Origin of the sequence: Paenibacillus sp. FSL R5-0486, from assembly GCF_037975155.1 — a bacterium.
GTDB classification, from domain to species: domain Bacteria; phylum Bacillota; class Bacilli; order Paenibacillales; family Paenibacillaceae; genus Paenibacillus; species Paenibacillus amylolyticus.
In genome coordinates this window covers 2,554,104-2,572,138 of record NZ_CP150237.1, presented here as the reverse complement: position 1 = coordinate 2,572,138, position 18,035 = coordinate 2,554,104, and the positions used below count along the sequence as shown (strand labels likewise).

General features: G+C 42.8%; 19 protein-coding genes. All 19 read right to left on the bottom strand.

From position 1 onward, the window contains the following. Nucleotides 1–93: 93 nt before the first annotated feature. The 19 genes from proS to MKY01_RS11530 all read right to left on the bottom strand — a co-directional run bounded on the left by proS (nucleotide 94) and on the right by MKY01_RS11530 (nucleotide 18,035). Nucleotides 94–1,548 (bottom strand): proline--tRNA ligase, encoded by a 1,455-nt coding sequence (proS, locus tag MKY01_RS11620; RefSeq protein ID WP_074094579.1) that lies wholly within the window; start codon nucleotides 1,546–1,548, stop codon nucleotides 94–96. Between the two features lie 62 nt (nucleotides 1,549–1,610). Next, nucleotides 1,611–2,882, bottom strand: a complete 1,272-nt coding sequence (rseP, locus tag MKY01_RS11615; protein ID WP_282321909.1) for an RIP metalloprotease RseP — start codon at nucleotides 2,880–2,882, stop codon at nucleotides 1,611–1,613. Nucleotides 2,883–2,969: 87 nt separating this feature from the next. Continuing rightward, the gene (locus MKY01_RS11610) at nucleotides 2,970–5,930 is read right to left on the bottom strand and encodes a type 2 lanthipeptide synthetase LanM family protein (protein ID WP_339286436.1); all 2,961 of its coding nucleotides are present in this window, start codon (nucleotides 5,928–5,930) and stop codon (nucleotides 2,970–2,972) included. Between the two features lie 91 nt (nucleotides 5,931–6,021). Beyond that, nucleotides 6,022–6,243 carry a hypothetical protein gene (locus MKY01_RS11605; RefSeq protein ID WP_282321911.1) on the bottom strand — a complete coding sequence of 74 codons (222 nt, stop codon included), beginning with the start codon at nucleotides 6,241–6,243 and terminating at the stop codon, nucleotides 6,022–6,024. A gap of 149 nt (nucleotides 6,244–6,392) precedes the next feature. Next, nucleotides 6,393–7,541: a 1-deoxy-D-xylulose-5-phosphate reductoisomerase gene (locus MKY01_RS11600; protein ID WP_282321912.1), complete on the bottom strand. Its 1,149-nt coding sequence runs from the start codon at nucleotides 7,539–7,541 to the stop codon at nucleotides 6,393–6,395. Nucleotides 7,542–7,611: 70 nt separating this feature from the next. Further along, complete coding sequence (locus MKY01_RS11595) at nucleotides 7,612–8,406, bottom strand: phosphatidate cytidylyltransferase (RefSeq protein WP_100529403.1); 795 nt, start codon at nucleotides 8,404–8,406, stop codon at nucleotides 7,612–7,614. Between the two features lie 16 nt (nucleotides 8,407–8,422). Further along, the gene (locus MKY01_RS11590; protein ID WP_237175950.1) at nucleotides 8,423–9,190 is read right to left on the bottom strand and encodes an isoprenyl transferase; all 768 of its coding nucleotides are present in this window, start codon (nucleotides 9,188–9,190) and stop codon (nucleotides 8,423–8,425) included. An 89-nt stretch (nucleotides 9,191–9,279) separates the two neighbouring features. Next, nucleotides 9,280–9,834, bottom strand: coding sequence for a ribosome recycling factor (frr, locus tag MKY01_RS11585; protein ID WP_100529402.1), 555 nt, complete (start codon nucleotides 9,832–9,834; stop codon nucleotides 9,280–9,282). Further along, nucleotides 9,834–10,562 (bottom strand): UMP kinase, encoded by a 729-nt coding sequence (pyrH, locus tag MKY01_RS11580; protein WP_017689153.1) that lies wholly within the window; start codon nucleotides 10,560–10,562, stop codon nucleotides 9,834–9,836. The genes frr and pyrH overlap by 1 nt, the downstream gene beginning before the upstream one ends. Nucleotides 10,563–10,794: 232 nt before the next feature. Beyond that, nucleotides 10,795–11,445 (bottom strand): translation elongation factor Ts, encoded by a 651-nt coding sequence (tsf, locus tag MKY01_RS11575; RefSeq protein WP_036609326.1) that lies wholly within the window; start codon nucleotides 11,443–11,445, stop codon nucleotides 10,795–10,797. Nucleotides 11,446–11,560: 115 nt separating this feature from the next. After that, on the bottom strand, nucleotides 11,561–12,259 hold the full coding sequence (gene rpsB / locus MKY01_RS11570; protein ID WP_047842496.1) for a 30S ribosomal protein S2: 699 nt from the start codon (nucleotides 12,257–12,259) through the stop codon (nucleotides 11,561–11,563). A 294-nt stretch (nucleotides 12,260–12,553) separates the two neighbouring features. Then, nucleotides 12,554–13,180, bottom strand: coding sequence for an endolytic transglycosylase MltG (locus MKY01_RS11565; protein ID WP_036670382.1), 627 nt, complete (start codon nucleotides 13,178–13,180; stop codon nucleotides 12,554–12,556). Nucleotides 13,181–13,183: 3 nt separating this feature from the next. After that, nucleotides 13,184–13,768, bottom strand: coding sequence for a hypothetical protein (locus MKY01_RS11560; RefSeq protein WP_339286435.1), 585 nt, complete (start codon nucleotides 13,766–13,768; stop codon nucleotides 13,184–13,186). 65 nt (nucleotides 13,769–13,833) lie between these two features. After that, on the bottom strand, nucleotides 13,834–14,148 hold the full coding sequence (locus MKY01_RS11555) for a hypothetical protein (RefSeq protein WP_127543757.1): 315 nt from the start codon (nucleotides 14,146–14,148) through the stop codon (nucleotides 13,834–13,836). A gap of 52 nt (nucleotides 14,149–14,200) precedes the next feature. After that, entirely contained in the window at nucleotides 14,201–15,610 is a 1,410-nt protein-coding gene (locus MKY01_RS11550) for a FapA family protein (RefSeq protein WP_076249810.1), read from the bottom strand. Nucleotides 15,611–15,672: 62 nt separating this feature from the next. After that, nucleotides 15,673–16,461 carry a FliA/WhiG family RNA polymerase sigma factor gene (locus tag MKY01_RS11545; protein WP_017689160.1) on the bottom strand — a complete coding sequence of 263 codons (789 nt, stop codon included), beginning with the start codon at nucleotides 16,459–16,461 and terminating at the stop codon, nucleotides 15,673–15,675. 15 nt (nucleotides 16,462–16,476) lie between these two features. Beyond that, a complete protein-coding gene (locus MKY01_RS11540; RefSeq protein ID WP_017689161.1) occupies nucleotides 16,477–16,920 on the bottom strand; it encodes a hypothetical protein in 444 nt (147 codons plus the stop codon). A gap of 4 nt (nucleotides 16,921–16,924) precedes the next feature. Continuing rightward, entirely contained in the window at nucleotides 16,925–17,422 is a 498-nt protein-coding gene (locus tag MKY01_RS11535; protein WP_091031874.1) for a chemotaxis protein CheD, read from the bottom strand. Continuing rightward, on the bottom strand, nucleotides 17,415–18,035 hold the full coding sequence (locus MKY01_RS11530; protein ID WP_100529443.1) for a chemotaxis protein CheC: 621 nt from the start codon (nucleotides 18,033–18,035) through the stop codon (nucleotides 17,415–17,417). Before MKY01_RS11530 ends, MKY01_RS11535 begins: the two co-directional genes overlap by 8 nt.

Sequence of the window (18,035 nt, the reverse complement as noted above, 5' to 3'; positions counted from 1 at the left end):
GAAAGCTTTTAGCTCCGCTTCTTCAGGTTATTTCTGTTCTCTACGTTCTCATGTAAATGTTTAGTTCAATGTATATAGTCAGGTTATCCTGACTTAATACGCTCTTGCAAACACAACCGTGTGTTCTGCCTGTTCACCACAAGCCAGGCACGTATGCTTTTCTTCAGCAGGCTGGAACGGAATGTTCCGGCTTGTTGCACCTGTGACTTCTCTTACTTTATCTTCGCAAGTTTCCGAACCGCACCATCCGGCCAGTGTAAACCCGCGTTTATTTTCCATCAGTTCTTTCATCTCATCGAGTGTATCCACGGAGTAGAAGTTATCCGACATAAATGTGCGAGCACGCTCTAACATATCTACCTGGATCTGTGTCAGCATAGCCTGGATCTCTTCTACCAGGTTTGCTTGTTCTACCACTTTCTTCTCACCTGTGATCCGTGATACGAGTACACAAACGCCATTTTCCATATCACGTGGACCAATCTCTAGACGAATCGGAACACCGCGCATCTCGTATTCATTGAATTTCCAACCTGGGCGAACATCGCTGCGATCATCCATTTTCACACGGACTCCAGCTTTTTTCAACTCAGTGAACAACTCATCTGCACGCCCAACCACAGCATCACGTGTTTTCGGAGGTCCAATTGGAATCATGACTACTTGCGTTGGTGCGACTTTAGGAGGAAGTACGAGACCACGGTCATCTCCGTGAACCATAATTAATGCACCGATCAAACGTGTGCTTACTCCCCATGAAGTGGTGTAAGCCAGCTCCAGTACATTATTGCGGCTAAGATACTGGATTTCAAATGCTTTTGCAAAGTTCGTCCCCATATAGTGAGATGTACCTGCTTGTACAGCACGTCCATCCTTCATCATGGCTTCGATCGAATACGTATCTACCGCACCCGCAAACTTCTCGGACTTGGTTTTCTGACCCACAATTACAGGAATAGCCAAGTATTCCTCAACCACTTCACGATAAATCTCAAGCATTTTCATCGTTTCTTCACGTGCTTCTTCTTCCGTCTCATGCGCTGTATGACCTTCCTGCCACAGGAACTCACTTGTGCGAAGGAACGGCAACGTTCTTTTTTCCCAACGAACTACGTTAGCCCACTGGTTGATCAGTACCGGAAGATCCCGATAAGACTGAATCCACTTGGAATACATGTGACCAATAATCGTTTCGGATGTAGGACGGATTGCCAGACGTTCTTCCAGCTTCTCTCCGCCAGCTTCCGTAACCCATGGTAATTCAGGGTTAAAACCTTCCACGTGCTCTTTTTCCTTTTGAAAGAAGCTCTCAGGAATGAACATCGGGAAGTATGCGTTGCGATGACCCGTTTCCCGGAAACGACGATCCAACTCATCCTTAATATGTTCCCAGATTTCAAATCCGTCTGGTTTGAACACAATACAACCGCGTACGGGTGCATAGTCCATGAGATCAGCTTTTTTGATAACATCAATGTACCAGCGTGAGAAATCCTCACCCTGTGGTGTGATTTCAGTCACGAACTGTTTATCATTTTCCTTTGACATAAGACTCCAGCGTCCTCCCATAACGACTATCTCTGAATGTCCAGAGCGTAGTCCAACCGTAATTATCCGTTAATTAAACGTAATATATCATTGTAAGTTACTGCCAGCATCAGCACAAAGAGCATTGCAAATCCAACAAAATGCACCATGCCCTCCCGGTTTGGATTAACCGGACGACCGCGAAGCGCTTCAATACCCAAGAATACGAGACGACTGCCGTCAAGCGCAGGAATCGGAAGCAAATTAAAGATACCGAGATTAATGCTTATCATTGCTGTCCAGTAAATCATCCGATCAAGGCCCGATTTCGCAATCTGCGTTGTAGCCTCAATCGTTCTTACTGGTCCCCCTATATCATTAAGTGCAAACTTTTGGACTAGCTGTTGCAATCCCTTAAAAATAAGTTTAGAGGTTTCAACCGTATATTCACCTGATAGTTTAAGGGTTTCCAGAATTCCTGCTTTCCGGGTTGGAAGCTCTAATGATAAACCAACCTTTCCCCCTTCTTGCCCTTGCATACTTCTTGGAGTAACTGTTAAATTGATTTCTTTGCCATCACGTATAATCCTCCAATCCATAGCAATATCTTTGGAATCAGAAATTAAAGCAATCGCTTTTTGTTGGTCTGCACCGATCGAGATACCATTAATTTGATTAATGATATCTCCTTTTTTTAATCCAACTTGAAAAGCAGGTGAATTACTTGTTACTTCACCTATCTTTATATAAGTTGGATTTACCACTTGGACACCATTCATTTGAACAAATATCACAAACAAGAAAAAGGCTAGAATAAAATTCATCAGTGGCCCCGCAAAAATGGCCATAGCACGCTGACCTACAGTTTTGCTACCATATTGACGATCCTTGGGAGCAATTTGTGTCTCTCGACCTTTGCTCACAATCATAGCTCTAGGGTGAACTGGATAAGTTATTTGTTCCCCGTCAATATCAAGCTTGATAATCAATTTTTCCTCTAGTTCAATGCACAAAACTTCGCCTTGAATCACATTTCTCTGCTTTTGCAAATTATCTGTATACAATTTTTTCACTTGTCCGTCGGCTATTCGTACATTTATAATCTGCCCTGTTTCAATTTCAAGAAGATCAGGATCTTCGCCCGCCATTCTTGCATATCCTCCGAATGGTAACAAGCGAAACGTAAATTGAGTTTCATTCTTCTTATATGAAAACATTTTAGGCCCAAAGCCTATAGCAAATTCTCGAACCAAAATACCTGCACGCTTAGCAAAGTAGTAATGACCCCATTCGTGTATTCCTACCACTAGAAAAAACATAAAAAATACATAAAACACAATTTTCACTGTTTCCATTACATTAAACACCTCCTTAATCTATAATATGCATATTTTAGAATAACATTATTCCTCCACAATTACCAAGAGTTTTTACTTGTTCGTTCATAGCTTTAGTGGAGAAATTTCGAATGCCAGAATAGAGGGTAGTTTACTATTGTTCAGTCTAAGTAAACTATATCCATATCCAGATATTCCTGTCATCATTCCAAGAGGATAATCTATGGATGAAACCTTTCTGTGATCGTGAATGATTTGTGATGCTAAATATTTCAAGTCTATTCCTTCTACCTCTAATGACTTCTTCATCTGCATAATAGACAACAATACATCTATATTCCCCAAACTGCCATGACACAGAAAAGGTTCATAATGAAGGCCATCACTCCTTATTTTTGAGATTGCACTTTTGATTTCATCAATCATCTTCTCATCATTCACTTTCATAAGCATTTTTGCTCTTGAGAGTGCTATGCCGGGTGCACCATGACACCAGAAAACGGATTGAAAAGCTCGATCTTCAACTAATCGTTTATCTGGCCAATTATTATGAACTTCGTTATAATTATCACGTTCCATCTCTATAAGTAAATTGGCAAAATTTAAGTATTTCTCATTTTTTGTTGCAGCCCAAAGTTCAGTAAACGCCCAAGCATATCCACTTACACCATGTGACAATCCCAGAAGCAGTTCTTCCCCTCTAGTTAAACGTTCTTTTAACTTCATGAGTAAATGCTCTCCACACTTGCACGCTAGTTCTTTAATAACCGGGTCCTGAGTTTGTGAGTACACATTCATCAGTACTATTATTGCCCCAGCAGATCCTCCAATAATATCAAGTTCTTTATCCTTCTTAATAAGTGGTCCGATCTGTTTCATATAGGTAATTGCTTCTTCAAACATTTTCTTATCATGCCAAAGAGTAGCTAGATGGAGTAAGGTATAAGCCATTGAAATTAATCCATTGAAAGATGATAATCTATTTTTATGAGTTTCTGTCATCGATGAGAGACTGCTTTTCAGAGCCCGTTCTGCAAAATCACGATATTTTTGTTCCCCAGACTCTTGCGCAAGATATGCGAGAAATAAAATGATACCAAGTGAACCCTCGTATAATGTAGGTTCCAACATACCTATATAATTATTTTTGTTACCTGAAGACTTCCGATCTATCCATATAACCGTTTTAAACTTCTGATCCCAAACACCCGTCAGCATCAACTCATCACCAATACACATAGCAGTTTGCAGAAACTTAGTATCATCATCTATGTTGTTGCTTAAATAATCCCACTTAACAGATGTCGGTATCTCTGGCGGTAATTTAATTCCTTCGTATGATAAAGAGGATGCTAAAGACATTCTTAAGTATCTTCTTTGTTTTTCATAGTCTGCGTAACTTAATTTTTTTAATTGCTCAATCACTCTGTGAAAGCTACTCGTTCTAAATGTCAAATCTAAACTCTTTTCATCAGCATAGCTAATGTGCTCACCATCAAATTGGAAAGTGAAGACAGGTATTTCCTGATTCAAAAGGCTCTCAATCTCATATGGCACTACAGCTTCAAAATAAGGAGCAATTACCGAACTCTGTTGTAAATGTTTAAACAATCTCATTCTGCTCAGCATATTTTGTAAATAATCCGGATGCAGACCCGACTTAAGGAACTCTGCATAATCACTAGTTGGCCTAAAAATGTGTCTAACCTGAACGTCCCTAAAGACTTGTATTGGCCCTGCCGAACTAATCAATTCCTTGCAGTGAGACATCATTAGAAGATACACTTCTGAGAAGCCGGCTTCAATTTGATCAATGTAATGCAAATAATTTTCAGGTTGATTATTTAATTGGGGTTTGTTAGATGAGCCCTTAGAAAAAACCTTCTTTTGGATTAACTTCATCGTATCTGTAAACGGAGCATCAATAACTTGACTGATGATTTCATTTTCTTTGTTCCCCCATTGGCCCAAACCACTCTTATCTATGTTATCTTCAGGACTAATTTTAGATGGGATTAGGAGACTGCTAAAGACGGAATGATCCATCTCGTGTCGAAACAAATGTATAGATTCATTTTCCAATTCCAACTCTACACTATTCGAAAACAAAGTTTCTAAGTCGATAAGAATTGGATGTTCGCCATGAGCTATTATATTCTCAAAATGAAAATCTCTGGAGTTCAATACATATAAAAGAGCTACAAGTCCCCCATAACGATAATAGTAACGCTGTACCTCTTCCTTAGAGCTACAATCCTTTCTCTCTATAAAAAATTGCCACCCATAATTAACCTTGTCTATTGTTAGAACCGTAATATAATTTACTTTGTCTGTTTTCTCATTAATCCATTCTATAATTTTTTCAAAAGCACAGTCAATTTTCATAGGGCGGGGCTTATATATTAATTTTTCTCCTTCGCTGAAGGTGAGTATGCTGACAGAACGCCCTTTATGGTGAGTATCACCCACTCCTGTGTTAATAATCTCTAACTTTTTATAATCTGCTTGAAAAGAAAGGCGAACCTGATCTATGTCTCGATCAAGATTAATCAAGATCTCTTCATTGAATTGAATAAACTTCTCTGTAGCTTCTACCATTAATTTGGCAAGCACGGGATACATACTAAAGAATGAATCAATGTATTCTTTATCCTTTAACATCACATTATTATAATAATGATAGCGCTCATTTGAATTAACACCCACTAATACACCTGAAATTCTAGCTATATGTAGCTCCTGTATTAGCGTCCTAACACTTAAATTAAATAGTTTAGTGTATAGTTCTGCTTCCCAATTAATAGATAATGATTTCTCATCTAAATGCATAGAAGAACCGATGCTGTTTAACATTTTAGTAAGTTTAAACTGAGAATATACAATAAAAGGCTCACAAAAGGAAAAAAAGAGCTTTTTAGCTGAAAGAGGGTTGAGTTGCGGGAGAGTAACTCCCATTATCTCATTAAACGACGCGCGCCAAGCATCCTCTTGATGCAAATGACACTCGTCCATTTTTGAGTATTTATTTTCTAGGAACTCACTTTTAATCTCTCTACTATCTGCCATGTAACTTGCCTCCTAGCAAAATTGAAGGGTCACTTATGAGGTGTATAGTTCCATACCTCATAAGTGACCCTTCGTGATATTCATTCAATCACTAAATATAACAAGCATCTGTTAATGTACAAATCATTGTATTACATAAGAGAGTGGGACATTTATAGATTGTAATTGATATGAATTCAGGATCCTGATCCCCACCTCCAACCATTCTTGTCAATTCATTACTGTCCACACTACCTGATGGATGTTCAAACCCACTCAAACTTGCTCTAAAGTCAGGATCACGCATAGCCAAGATTTGTTCTTCAACACTCATAACATTACCTCCTTCTTATAATTTACAATACAATCATACTTCATATTTGGTATATATTGCAATGAAATCTATGAATTATATCTATTAGATAGAAAAAACCTCTAAATGAATAGAAGTTTTTTAATCAGGTGTATGGATTTAATGACAAATTAACGCTTATATAAGGAATGCGCTAAGGTTCTGGATTGTTCATCCACCGATTTAATGGTTTCCAAATCAGGATTTGAAATATTGATATGCTTAGTCAATACTTGTTCAATCACTGACTCAATTTGTAAAAACGAAATTTCTTTACTTAGAAATCTTTCGACAGCAACCTCATTGGCTGCGTTATACGCCGTTGTTGCCGTCCCCCCCATTTTACCGCACTCATACGCCATTCTTAAACACGGGAACCGTTCCATATCCATATCACGGAAATGTAATTTCCCAGCTTGAGCAAGAGACAGACGCTGTGCCGGTGATGGCAAGCGGTCAGGGTAAGTCAGTGCATATTGAATTGGAACTCGCATATCCGGATTCCCCAGTTGTGCGATGATGCTTGTGTCATCAAATTCCACATATGAATGAATAACACTCTCTGGGTGAAGCAATACATTAATCTGATCATATCGAAGACCAAATAACCAATGTGCTTCAATGACCTCAAGACCCTTGTTAACCATCGTTGCCGAGTCTATCGTGATTTTGGAGCCCATTGACCAATTCGGATGTTTAAGCGCATCCTCTATAGTCACGTTCTTCAACTGTTCACGGGTAAGATCACGGAATGATCCACCTGAAGCGGTGAGCGTGATGCCTGTCAGGCGTTTTCTGTTTTCACCATTTAAACATTGGAATATCGCAGAGTGCTCACTATCAACGGGCAGTAAAGAGACTCCTTTGGCAGCCGCTCTTGTCGTAACGATATGCCCCGCTGTAACCAATGTCTCCTTATTGGCCAGTCCGATCTGTTTGCCTGCATCTATGGCAGCAAGCGTTGACTCCAATCCAACACTGCCCACCACCGCTGTAACAACCGTATGCGCATCGGTTCCTGCCGCAACTTCTACGAGTCCTTCGTTGCCATAAAATAGTTGCGTTCCTGCTGGCAAATGTGGAGCTATCTTCTCCGCCAGTTCTTTGGACCCCACTGATACTTTCTTCGGCCGGTAACGTTTGGTTTGTTCGATCAGCAGGTCTGTATTGCCTCCGGCAGCCAGTCCCTCCACTTGAAAGAGTTCTGGATGCATGTCAACTACATCCAGTGTCTGGGTTCCAATGGAACCGGTTGACCCAAGAATCGCAATTTTTTTCATGCTGCACCTCATCTTTAATTATCCAATGCCTACGGCGAACAATGCTGTTATCTCAGACTCATGTTCTTCTTTAGTAGGGCAGTAGCATTAGTATATGTACGAATGGAAAAACAACAATCCAGCTGTCGCACCGATCAAGAATGCCTCCATGCCCTGGGAGAAGACTGCCTGAATCCTTGATATTATATACACGTTTGTATGCAGACTGGATCAAGTCACCCATCTGACCTACAACTGCACAGGCAATTCCGATCACAATCGCTCTCTGCCAGGAAAGCAAACCATCTGATACTAATGCAAAAATAACAGAAGTAACAATTGCAATTACGATGCCACCCAGTGCACCCTCTATAGTCTTGTTTGGACTGATGGAAGGCCACAGTTTGTTTTTACCAATGAGTTTCCCTACAAAATAAGCTCCTGCATCACTGGCCCATATGGAGCCCAGCAACAGGAACGTCCAGAACAACCCATGATGCAGATGTCTGGATTCTGCAATGTAATAGAAACCGATCCCTATATACAACACGCCGAGGAAAAGCATGGCCACTGTATTCACGGGAACCTTATTTTTGGTGACAACCGAAGCTGTCATCAGTACAAGCATTACTATCCAGATGACCTGAAATAAGGATAGCGGTCTTGCCTCCCAAAGCATTTCCCAAGGAAACACAATGGCAAAAACACCAGCATATCCAATCAGGGCTACACCTGAAAAAGGCATCACCCCGGTCATTTTAACAAATTCATAATAACCGATGAGAGCCATAAGCAATACCAAACCATGGTACCAGGGTCCGCCCAGCATGCAAAAACCTAAAAACAACACACCTGCTATGATTCCTGTCGTTAGTCGCTGTTTCAACGGCTTCATCCTCCATCTATTTCAAACCGCCGTAACGCCTTGTTCTGCGCTGATATTCGGCTATTGCTTCAAGCAAATGCTTTTTGCCAAATTCGGGCCAGTATATATCCGTAAACCATAATTCACTATATGCAAGCTGCCAAAGCATAAAGTTGCTTAATCTCAACTCTCCGCTCGTCCGGATCAGCAGATCCGGATCAGGCATGTCAACCGTCAGCATATGTCTATCAATGAGTTCAGGTGTTATGTCCTCTGCCGATAGTTCCCCCGATTTCACCTGCAGAGCGATCTGTTTAACACAGTCCGTCATTTCACGACGACTTCCATAGTTCATTGCAAAGTTCAAAACGAGACCTGTATTATGTTCCGTAAGACGAATGGCTTCCCGCAAGGCATTAATGGTATGAGAAGGTAAATGTTCCTCTTGACCCATCATGCGAATGCGCACATTTTTTTCTATAAGTTCATCCAGCTCTATGGCTAGAAATTCTTGCGGAAGTCGCATCAGAAAATCCACTTCTTCTTTTGGACGCGTCCAGTTTTCTGTCGAAAAAGCGTACATCGTCAGATATTTGATGCCCAGTTCATCCGCCGCGATGGTCGCACGTTTGACCGCCTTCATGCCATTTTGGTGCCCGGCTATACGCGGGAGTCCCAAACGTTTGGCCCATCGTCCATTGCCGTCCATGATGATGGCGACGTGCTGCGGGATATTGTCCTCGGATATAGTCAGCGTTTCCTGCTTGTCAGCCCCATTCCACCACGACCGAACCCGTTTGATCATTCCTGTTCCTCCAAAATCCCTGAAGTTTCTTTATCTGAAGCTTGGAAAAAGAGACAAAACCCCACCGTATTGGAGGGGCTGCGCTTGTCTTACACTTCCATGATTTCTTTTTCTTTGGCAGCGAGTACCTTATCGACTTCAGCAATAAACTTGTCGGTCGACTTTTGGATATCATCTTGATGTCTCCGGGATTCATCCTCGGAAATATCTGACTTTTCCATTTTCTTAATGTCATCATTCGCATCACGGCGAATGTTACGAATCGCTACTTTACCTTCTTCACCGAACTTCTTCGTCAGCTTAACAAGTTCCGCTCTACGTTCTTCCGTCAATGCCGGAATAGACAAACGGATCATGCTACCATCATTGGCTGGAGTAAGACCCAGATCCGATTTCATGATGGCACGCTCGATGTCACCCATGGAGGATTTGTCCCAAGGCTGAATCATCAGTGTACGGGAATCCGGAGTACTGATATTAGCGAGTTGATTCAATGGCGTCATTGCTCCATAATACTCTACCTGAATTCGGTCCAGAAGAGCTGGAGTTGCGCGGCCTGCACGCAAACTAGCCAGGTCACGACGCAATGCTTGAATTGCTTTTTCCATACGCTCTTCGGCATGTTGTTTAACCGCTTGTGGCATTAATCTACACTCCCTTTAACGATTGTTCCGATACGTTCGCCCAGAACAACACGTTTGATGTTACCTTGTTCCGTAATGGCAAATACGATCAACGGGATGTTGTTGTCCTTACAAAGCGAGGATGCCGTCGAATCCATTACACCAAGGTCTTTGTTAAGAATATCCATGTAAGTCAACTGATCAAATTTCACAGCCGTACTGTCCTTAAACGGATCTGCTGAGTATACACCATCAACTTTATTTTTGGCCATCAAGATAACTTCTGCTTCAATCTCCGCTGCGCGCAGTGCTGCTGTTGTATCCGTGGAAAAGAACGGGTTACCTGTACCTGCTGCAAAAATAACGACCCGGCCTTTCTCCAGATGGCGAATAGCTCTACGACGAATATAAGGCTCTGCAATCTGTTGCATTGCAATAGATGTCTGTACACGCGTAGGCACTTCAATCTGTTCCAAAGCATCCTGCAGTGCCAGCGAGTTCATTACTGTCGCCAGCATACCCATATAATCGGCAGTTGCACGATCGATGCCGTTTTCACTACCGGCAATTCCACGCCAGATGTTTCCGCCGCCACATACAATAGCAACCTGTACACCAAGTGCAACAACCTCTTTTACCTGTTGGGCAATCGACGAGATCGTATCTGCATCAATACCGTAGCCGTTTTGACCGGAAAGAGACTCTCCGCTGACCTTTAAGACAACACGTTTAAATACTGGCTGTTCCAATTATTCACCCTCCACTTTGAATCGAACACGCTTGGTGTTCAACCAACAAAACTTCTCGCGCATGGCCTCCTGCTTAAAAAGAAAGGAACACAGTTGTGTTCCGCTCTTTTAGGAAAAACGTTTAACCGGTAAGGCACTGTTTTCCTGAGATATAAGGGAGTTTACGCTTCGAAGTTTCATCATTCTTATATCTTCGAAAATCAATTTTGCTCGCCGGTTTATAGAAACCGTCTTATTTGTTTACTTGGGACATAACTTCTTCTACGAAGTTGTCTACTTTTTTCTCAAGACCTTCACCCAGTTCGTAACGAACGAAACGACGGATGGAGATGTTTTCACCAATTTGGCTGATTTTTTCGTTCAGCAATTGAGAGATCGTTTTGTCTGGATCTTTAACAAAAGTTTGTTCCAGCAGGCAGTACTCTTCGTAGTATTTACCGATACGGCCTTCAACCATTTTTTCGATGATTTTTTCTGGTTTGCCTTCGTTAAGAGCTTGAGCTTTCAGGATTTCTTTTTCTTTTTCCAGCTCATCTGCAGGAACTTCTTCGCGTGTAACGAATTTAGGATTAGCTGCAGCGATTTGCATAGCTACATCTTTAACGAAATCCTTAAATTGATCCGTTTTACCAACGAAGTCTGTTTCACAGTTAACTTCAACCAAGACACCAATACGTCCACCAGCGTGGATGTAAGATTCAACAACGCCTTCAGTTGCTGCACGGCCTGCTTTGCTTGCTGCTGCAGAAAGACCTTTCTCACGCAACAATTCAGCTGCTTTTGTTACATCACCGTTTGCTTCTTCCAGTGCTTTTTTGCAATCGAGCATACCAGCGCCCGTTCTTTCGCGAAGTTCTTTTACTGCACTCGCATTAACTGCCATTATAAATTCCCTCCAACATTAAGTATTGTACGTACACTCTAAAAAAAGGGCAGTGAGAGGTTATCCACCTGCCAACCACCCTTTTCATTTAGTTTATAACATATGTTCGAATCTATTAAGCGGAAGTTTCTTCGCCTTGGTTAGCTTCGATTACAGCATCAGCCATTTTACCTGTCAGCAATTTAACAGCGCGGATCGCGTCGTCATTACCTGGGATAACATAATCGATCTCATCCGGATCGCAGTTAGTATCAACGATACCAACAATTGGGATACCCAATTTGCGAGCTTCCGCAACAGCGATACGCTCTTTGCGTGGATCGATGATGAACAGGGCGCTTGGCAGGCCTTTCATATTTTTAATACCGCCCAAGAATTTCTCCAGACGATCTTTTTCTTTGCGAAGCAAGATAACTTCTTTTTTAGGCAATACAGCGAATGTACCGTCTTCTTCCCAAGCTTCCAACTGTTTCAAACGATCAATACGTTTTTGAATAGTTTGGAAGTTAGTCAGGGTACCGCCAAGCCAGCGTTGGTTAATGTAAAATTGACCAGCACGTTCAGCTTCTTCTTTAACGGAATCTTGAGCTTGTTTCTTAGTACCCACGAAAAGAATTGTACCATTCTCTCCTGCGATTCCTTTAACGAAGTTGTAAGCCTCTTCGACTTTTTTCACCGTCTTTTGCAAGTCGATGATATAAATTCCGTTTCTTTCAGTGAAGATATAACGATCCATTTTTGGGTTCCAACGACGAGTTTGGTGACCGAAGTGTACCCCAGCTTCGAGAAGCTGCTTCATGGAGATTACTGCCATCTTCACACACCTCCTAATATGGTTTTTATTGTGTCCTCCGCCGGCATCATTTTTCGCCAAGACTCTCCATAAGGAAAGCACCCTCAACAAAATTAGCACATGCGTGTGTTTTAACACCGTTATCTAATATAGCATAACTGACTGTCCGATGCAACAGTCTTTGAAGCTAAAATCTACTTTTCATTTTTTGCTAGTATCGAATCCTTTAAACTTGATATGTAACTCAAAGCTAATTATTATCAAGCTTTGAAAATGTACCGTTTAATACGCAAAAACCGTCCTGTCCGAGCATGCTCAGTTTGACGGTTCTTTCGTGATTTTTGCGATAATGGATTTGAAACTTTCGCCTTTTTCAAGCGCATAGGTACCCACCTGGATTTTGGTATTGATTCGCTCAGCCTTGCCAGCCTTTATGAATGCTTGAGCATCATCTACGATTCCCGCAGTTTTTAGGTTTGCTGCAACGATCGCCAGACTGTTGCCTGAACGTACTTTAAATGATACTGTTGCGCCTTTCGGATTGCTTGGCGTTACAGGTTCTGTTGTCTTCGGCTCAGTTATCTCTTTCTGCCCTTCACCTTCACTTGCAGCAGGCTCTTGTGGCTTCTCAGGCTCGGTAGGTGTTTCCGTAGAGGTTGCTGTCTCTGGCGGTGTTGCTGTACTCCCCTGCAACTCACTGCTCTCCTGCTTTTTCTTTGCCACCCACTCTGCTTCTGTGTATAGTTCCTCTTCAGAACCGACCAACTTCATATCCAAGGTTTTCGCGGCCGTTTCAAGCTGTTCTTTGGTCATATTGGCAGTCTGCTCGGGGTCCAGATTACTATCCGACAATGCATTTTGTCCAACTGTGGCCAGTTGAAGCAAAACCGCACCAATAATCATGCCGCTCCCCAGACCAATCCATAAGGATCGCTTGTCCATGACTTAGCTTTCCTCCCGTTCTGCCAGTTGCAGTATTAACTGTACCTCACCTCGCTGAATGCCTGTCTGCTTGGATATGGCATCCATCGACTTACCTTCAGCATGTAGATTAAAGAGTTCTGCATATCGATCTTTAATCGATTCACGCCTAGGCAAAGATTCGACTTCACTGGTCTGTTGGTCTGCTTCTAACGCCTGCTGGGCCGCCTCTGCTTGTACACTTTTCACGAGCGCTTGTGCTTGCAAACCTTCGGAAGATTGTACAGATCCATTACCGGAGTGTGGAACAGGTGATGCGACAACTTCGTTCTTTTTGCTCTGTTCCAGCTGATCCAACCGCTGCTGTAATTCCTGAAGTTGCAATTGCATACGTTGATCGGCTGCTGTCGCTTCTCCCTTCATTTCAGCCACACGTTGAATAAGAGCATCATTATCATTTTCGATCTCGGTCATGTAGTGCTCAAGCGTAGATTCCATCTCCTGCACCAGTTGATGCGCAGGCTCTTGCGCCTTGTTTTTCCGAGGCATAATACAAGCGTAGGCGATGGCGCAGGCCCCTAATATGACAATAATGATCCATGGTGACAAATTGGGTTCTCTCCTTCTGATTCAACCATCGGTGCGCAAGACCGCATGTCCATAACAACCATTTATTATAAAGACAGATCTATGTGTTTTCCCTTGTACGGGTGCTCTGCAGGTTTGACAGTTTCTTGAGCCTGAGCAGTCTCCTGTCCATCGGAACCACTCTGCTGATCCCCATCATGGTTATGACCATCACGCACCGAAGTCTGTGAAGTTTCTTCCATTGCTTCACTTCGTTGCCTTGCTTCATTTGCTTCTTTCGACGTTTGCTCTGCCAAAAGATTCTGATCCGTAATCGGTCGCTGCTGGGCTTCACTTTGATAACGTCCCGCTTCACTTGTTCGTGGTACCGCAATCTGCAACTCCACTGCTTTGAAACTCATACGCTCACCTCACGGTTTCGAATGGATTTCTTCCTGTGCCTGAATGCTGTACTTAAACGTATGGAACCATCGTAATATCACCATCGTGATAATAAAATGAAATTCGACTCACTGGATCTTTAATAAATTTCGTGTATCTGCCGATAACTATTTTAGAGCCTCCATAAATCATCTTCAGAATATCAACACGAGCATTACTTGTATCTTCAAGTGCCTTTTCAATTTCAAAGATACGCATCTTCGTTTCTTCACTTATACGAAGAGCAGATTTCTGCGTAGCATTCAGTTTGATTCGCATCGACATCTTATCTGGAGTTAGTTGTCCAGCGGCAGCTAATTGATCCAGCAATGTCAAAGCTTTCTTCGTTTTGTCCAAGGAATCCATCTGCTCTCTGACTTCCTTGCGCAAATCATTGAGTTCGTTACGCAACTTTGGTAGCACACCAACTTCAATGGAAGTGACCGTGGACATGCTGTTGCCCACAACACGCGCTGAGACGTTCTGACCAGCCTGGATCGAGCCACCAACAATAAGACCCTTGGTTCCCGCACAGATGACACCGTGGCCAGCACGAATATTAGAATGCATAATACTTTGGGAAACCAGAACATCTTCACCGGCATCTACGTTGCCTTCTTGAATGAAAGTACATTTAACATTATGGCCTGCTTGTACCAGTCCTTTGTTATAACCAATAATACCACCGGTAATTTCGATTGATCCGCCTGCTTCCAGTTCAGCTCCTTCGACACCTCCGACGACACGAATGTCCCCTGCTGCTTTTACTTTAAATCCGGTAAGTACATTGCCTCGTATGACAACTGTGCCTACAAAGTCGATATTACCGTTATTGTAGTCAACGTCACCATTGACTTCATAAACCGGAAACACATTCAGTTTGTTACCGTCCGTTTTGGTAACCAGCCCATCCAGTGCAGCATACATCGCAGAACCATCCGGGTTAATCACAACGTTTTTCCCAACTTTAAACCGAGCTTCTTTTCCCGGACGATAAGGAATTTCCTCACCCGTTACTGCCCTGCCTGGTATGCCATCGCTAGGAGCGATCCGCTCTGCAATGATCTGACCACTACGGACATTGTTTAATCGGGTCACTTCTTTGTAATCGACAGTTCCATCTTCCGATTCCAGTGGTCGTCGTTCATTCGTATCGTCCATTCCAACCAGGACCTTGATGAAGCCATCTGTTCCTTGAATGGGAGCGACACCTTCTGCAATCTTGTATTTATCTTTCAAATAGGTTTCAGGGTTGTTCACAAAAAGTAATAATGCCTCTCGCGATACACCTTGTTTGATGCCCTTGTTTGCCACAAATTGTTCAAGTTCATCGATCGTGCAAGCAAAGCCTTCTTCCTCTTTGGAAAATTCAAGGTAGGCTGTGCATTTGTCGTCCGATAAAACAATGTTTAAACATTGTTCCAAAGCAGTCCGCTGTGTCACCGCAATTCTTCCCCCTTTTAGACTTTCCACTCCCCAAACTCCAATGATATTACTTCTCTCTATTAATCTTTACGCATCAACAAATCTTTCTGTTTGTCCAACGTGCCGCGTAATCGTAATATTGCCTTGGAATGTAACTGGGATATACGAGACGGAGAAAGAGACATAACCTCAGCAATTTCACTAAGAGAAAGATCTTCGTAATACAAGAGTGAAACAACCGTTCTCTCTTTTACCGTCAACTTATCAAGCCCTTGCACCAAAGCTTCCTTCAAATAAAACTCATTCACTTTATAATCCGGATTTTTGGCTTTCTCATCCACCATCAAAGACAGACGAGTCTCAGACTCTTCCTCACGAATTGGGTCCTCCAACGAGCAAAGTGACATGACTGCCACTTCCTGAAGCATATGTTGAAAATCTTTAGTGGATACGTCCAAGTACTCGCTCATTTCCTCATCACTAACAGACCTGAGATAACTTTGTTCCAACTGTTGGTAGGCGTCTTCAATTCGCTTGGCCTTCTCACGCACAGAACGCGGAACCCAATCACCTTGACGCAGACCGTCAAGAATAGCTCCGCGGACCCTCCATGATGCATAAGTTTCAAATTGCAGACCACGTTCATAGTCGAACTTCTCCAATGCATCAATTAACCCCATAACGCCATTGCTCTCCAAGTCATCCTTGGGAACATTTTTGGGTAAACCAACAGCCAGTCGACCGGATACATAATTTACAATATGAAGATACTTTTCAATCAACGTTTTCTTGGCTTCAAGATCTCCATGTTCTTTCCACTTTTCCCACAGATCAGAATGGTTCAAATGTGAAGCTTTACGCTCGTTCAATTACTTTCACCCTCCTTATTTGTCTGTCAGGTGACGAACGGCCTGCGCCAATTCCTCCGGATCCTTGGTCCGGACAAGTTTAGGCGGATCCAAAGGGGCGAATCCCGTTGGAGCTTTCGTCTCAGATGGCGGAAGATCGTCCCCAGATGAAGCGTTCTGTCCACTCTTGAGCAAATCATTCAGCTCTTGTCCATCGTCTTCGATTTTAATGTCCACCTGTGAACCTCTTTGATCTTGAGCACTTGGTGAATCATAACCATACCCATTTCCCTCGATCTGAGGGTTCAGCAGCAATCCCAATCCCCAGCGTAAACCATATGCAAGGACAAACCAGGCTACGAATCCGATCAATCCGCGAATTAAACTGGTCATCAGCACATTGCTGCTGTATGCTACAAAAAAAGTAAGAATAAACCCAACGATGCCTGCTCCAAGATTAATGCGGTAGTTTCCTATCATAGTCTTATAGTTCCTTTACACCCATTTGTACGCTTCGAATAGTCAAAAGTCCAGTTTCACAATCCATCTCAATCGTTCGTCCATAATTCCCACCCGTATCTTCTGCTAGAAGAGGGATATTGAGTTTTTGAAGCCACTCTCGACAAGAATCTGCATTCCTTGGTCCAATACGCATTGTATCTCCAGCGCCAGCAAAGGCAAACATCTGAGAGCCTCCGGCCATTTTAGACACAATACGTGAGCGAGAAGCGCCTAGTTTAATCATCTTTTCCAAAAGCTCAGGCAACGCCGTGTCCGCATATTTCGCAGTGTTCAGTTTCCCTTCACGGGCGATCTCTGAAGTAGGAAGCATGACATGCGCCATTCCAGCCAGCTTCAAATGTGGGTCATACATTGTTAATCCCACACACGAACCCAAGCCAGTCGTACGGATTACACCAGGAAGATGAGCGATGTTTAAATCCGCCATACCGACTTTAACGACGCTTTTGTCCTCAATCATAGCTCAGTGGCACCCCTAGCGATTCAAATATCTTTGCAAAGGATGGTGGATCCGGAATGAGGAAAAACTGACCCTCAACTTGATCTTCACCTTCAAAGAAAGATGTGTCAATCAACAATGCAGCGTCACCCATCTCGCCAAATTGCAGCAAGCCATAACTTAGAATGGCACCTGCCATGTCGATGGCAAGTCCAGGGACAGTTGGATACATAGACAACTTCGTGAAATCTGCCAGAGAAGAAAGATAGGATCCAGCCAAAATATTTCCAATCTCGGAAAGCGCTGATTGTTCCATATCTGTAAAATCAAGTCCTTCTTTCAGATCAAACCCGGCAAGTCTATTTAACAACATTTTAGCAGCCTCTGGTGTCATCATAAAGAAAAGATTTCCCGGTGCCTCGCCTTCTACACGAAGAAACACGGTAACCACGATGCGTTCATCTCCGCCCACTTTTTCGGCAACTTCTTCAAAAGGGAGCATTTGTACTGTAGGTACACCCATGTCAATCGGTCTGTTGAGGAGTTGAGACAACGCCGTTGCGGCGTTGCCTGCTCCAATGTTACCGACCTCTTTGAGCACATCCATCTGGAATACCTCAAATCGGTTGAACAT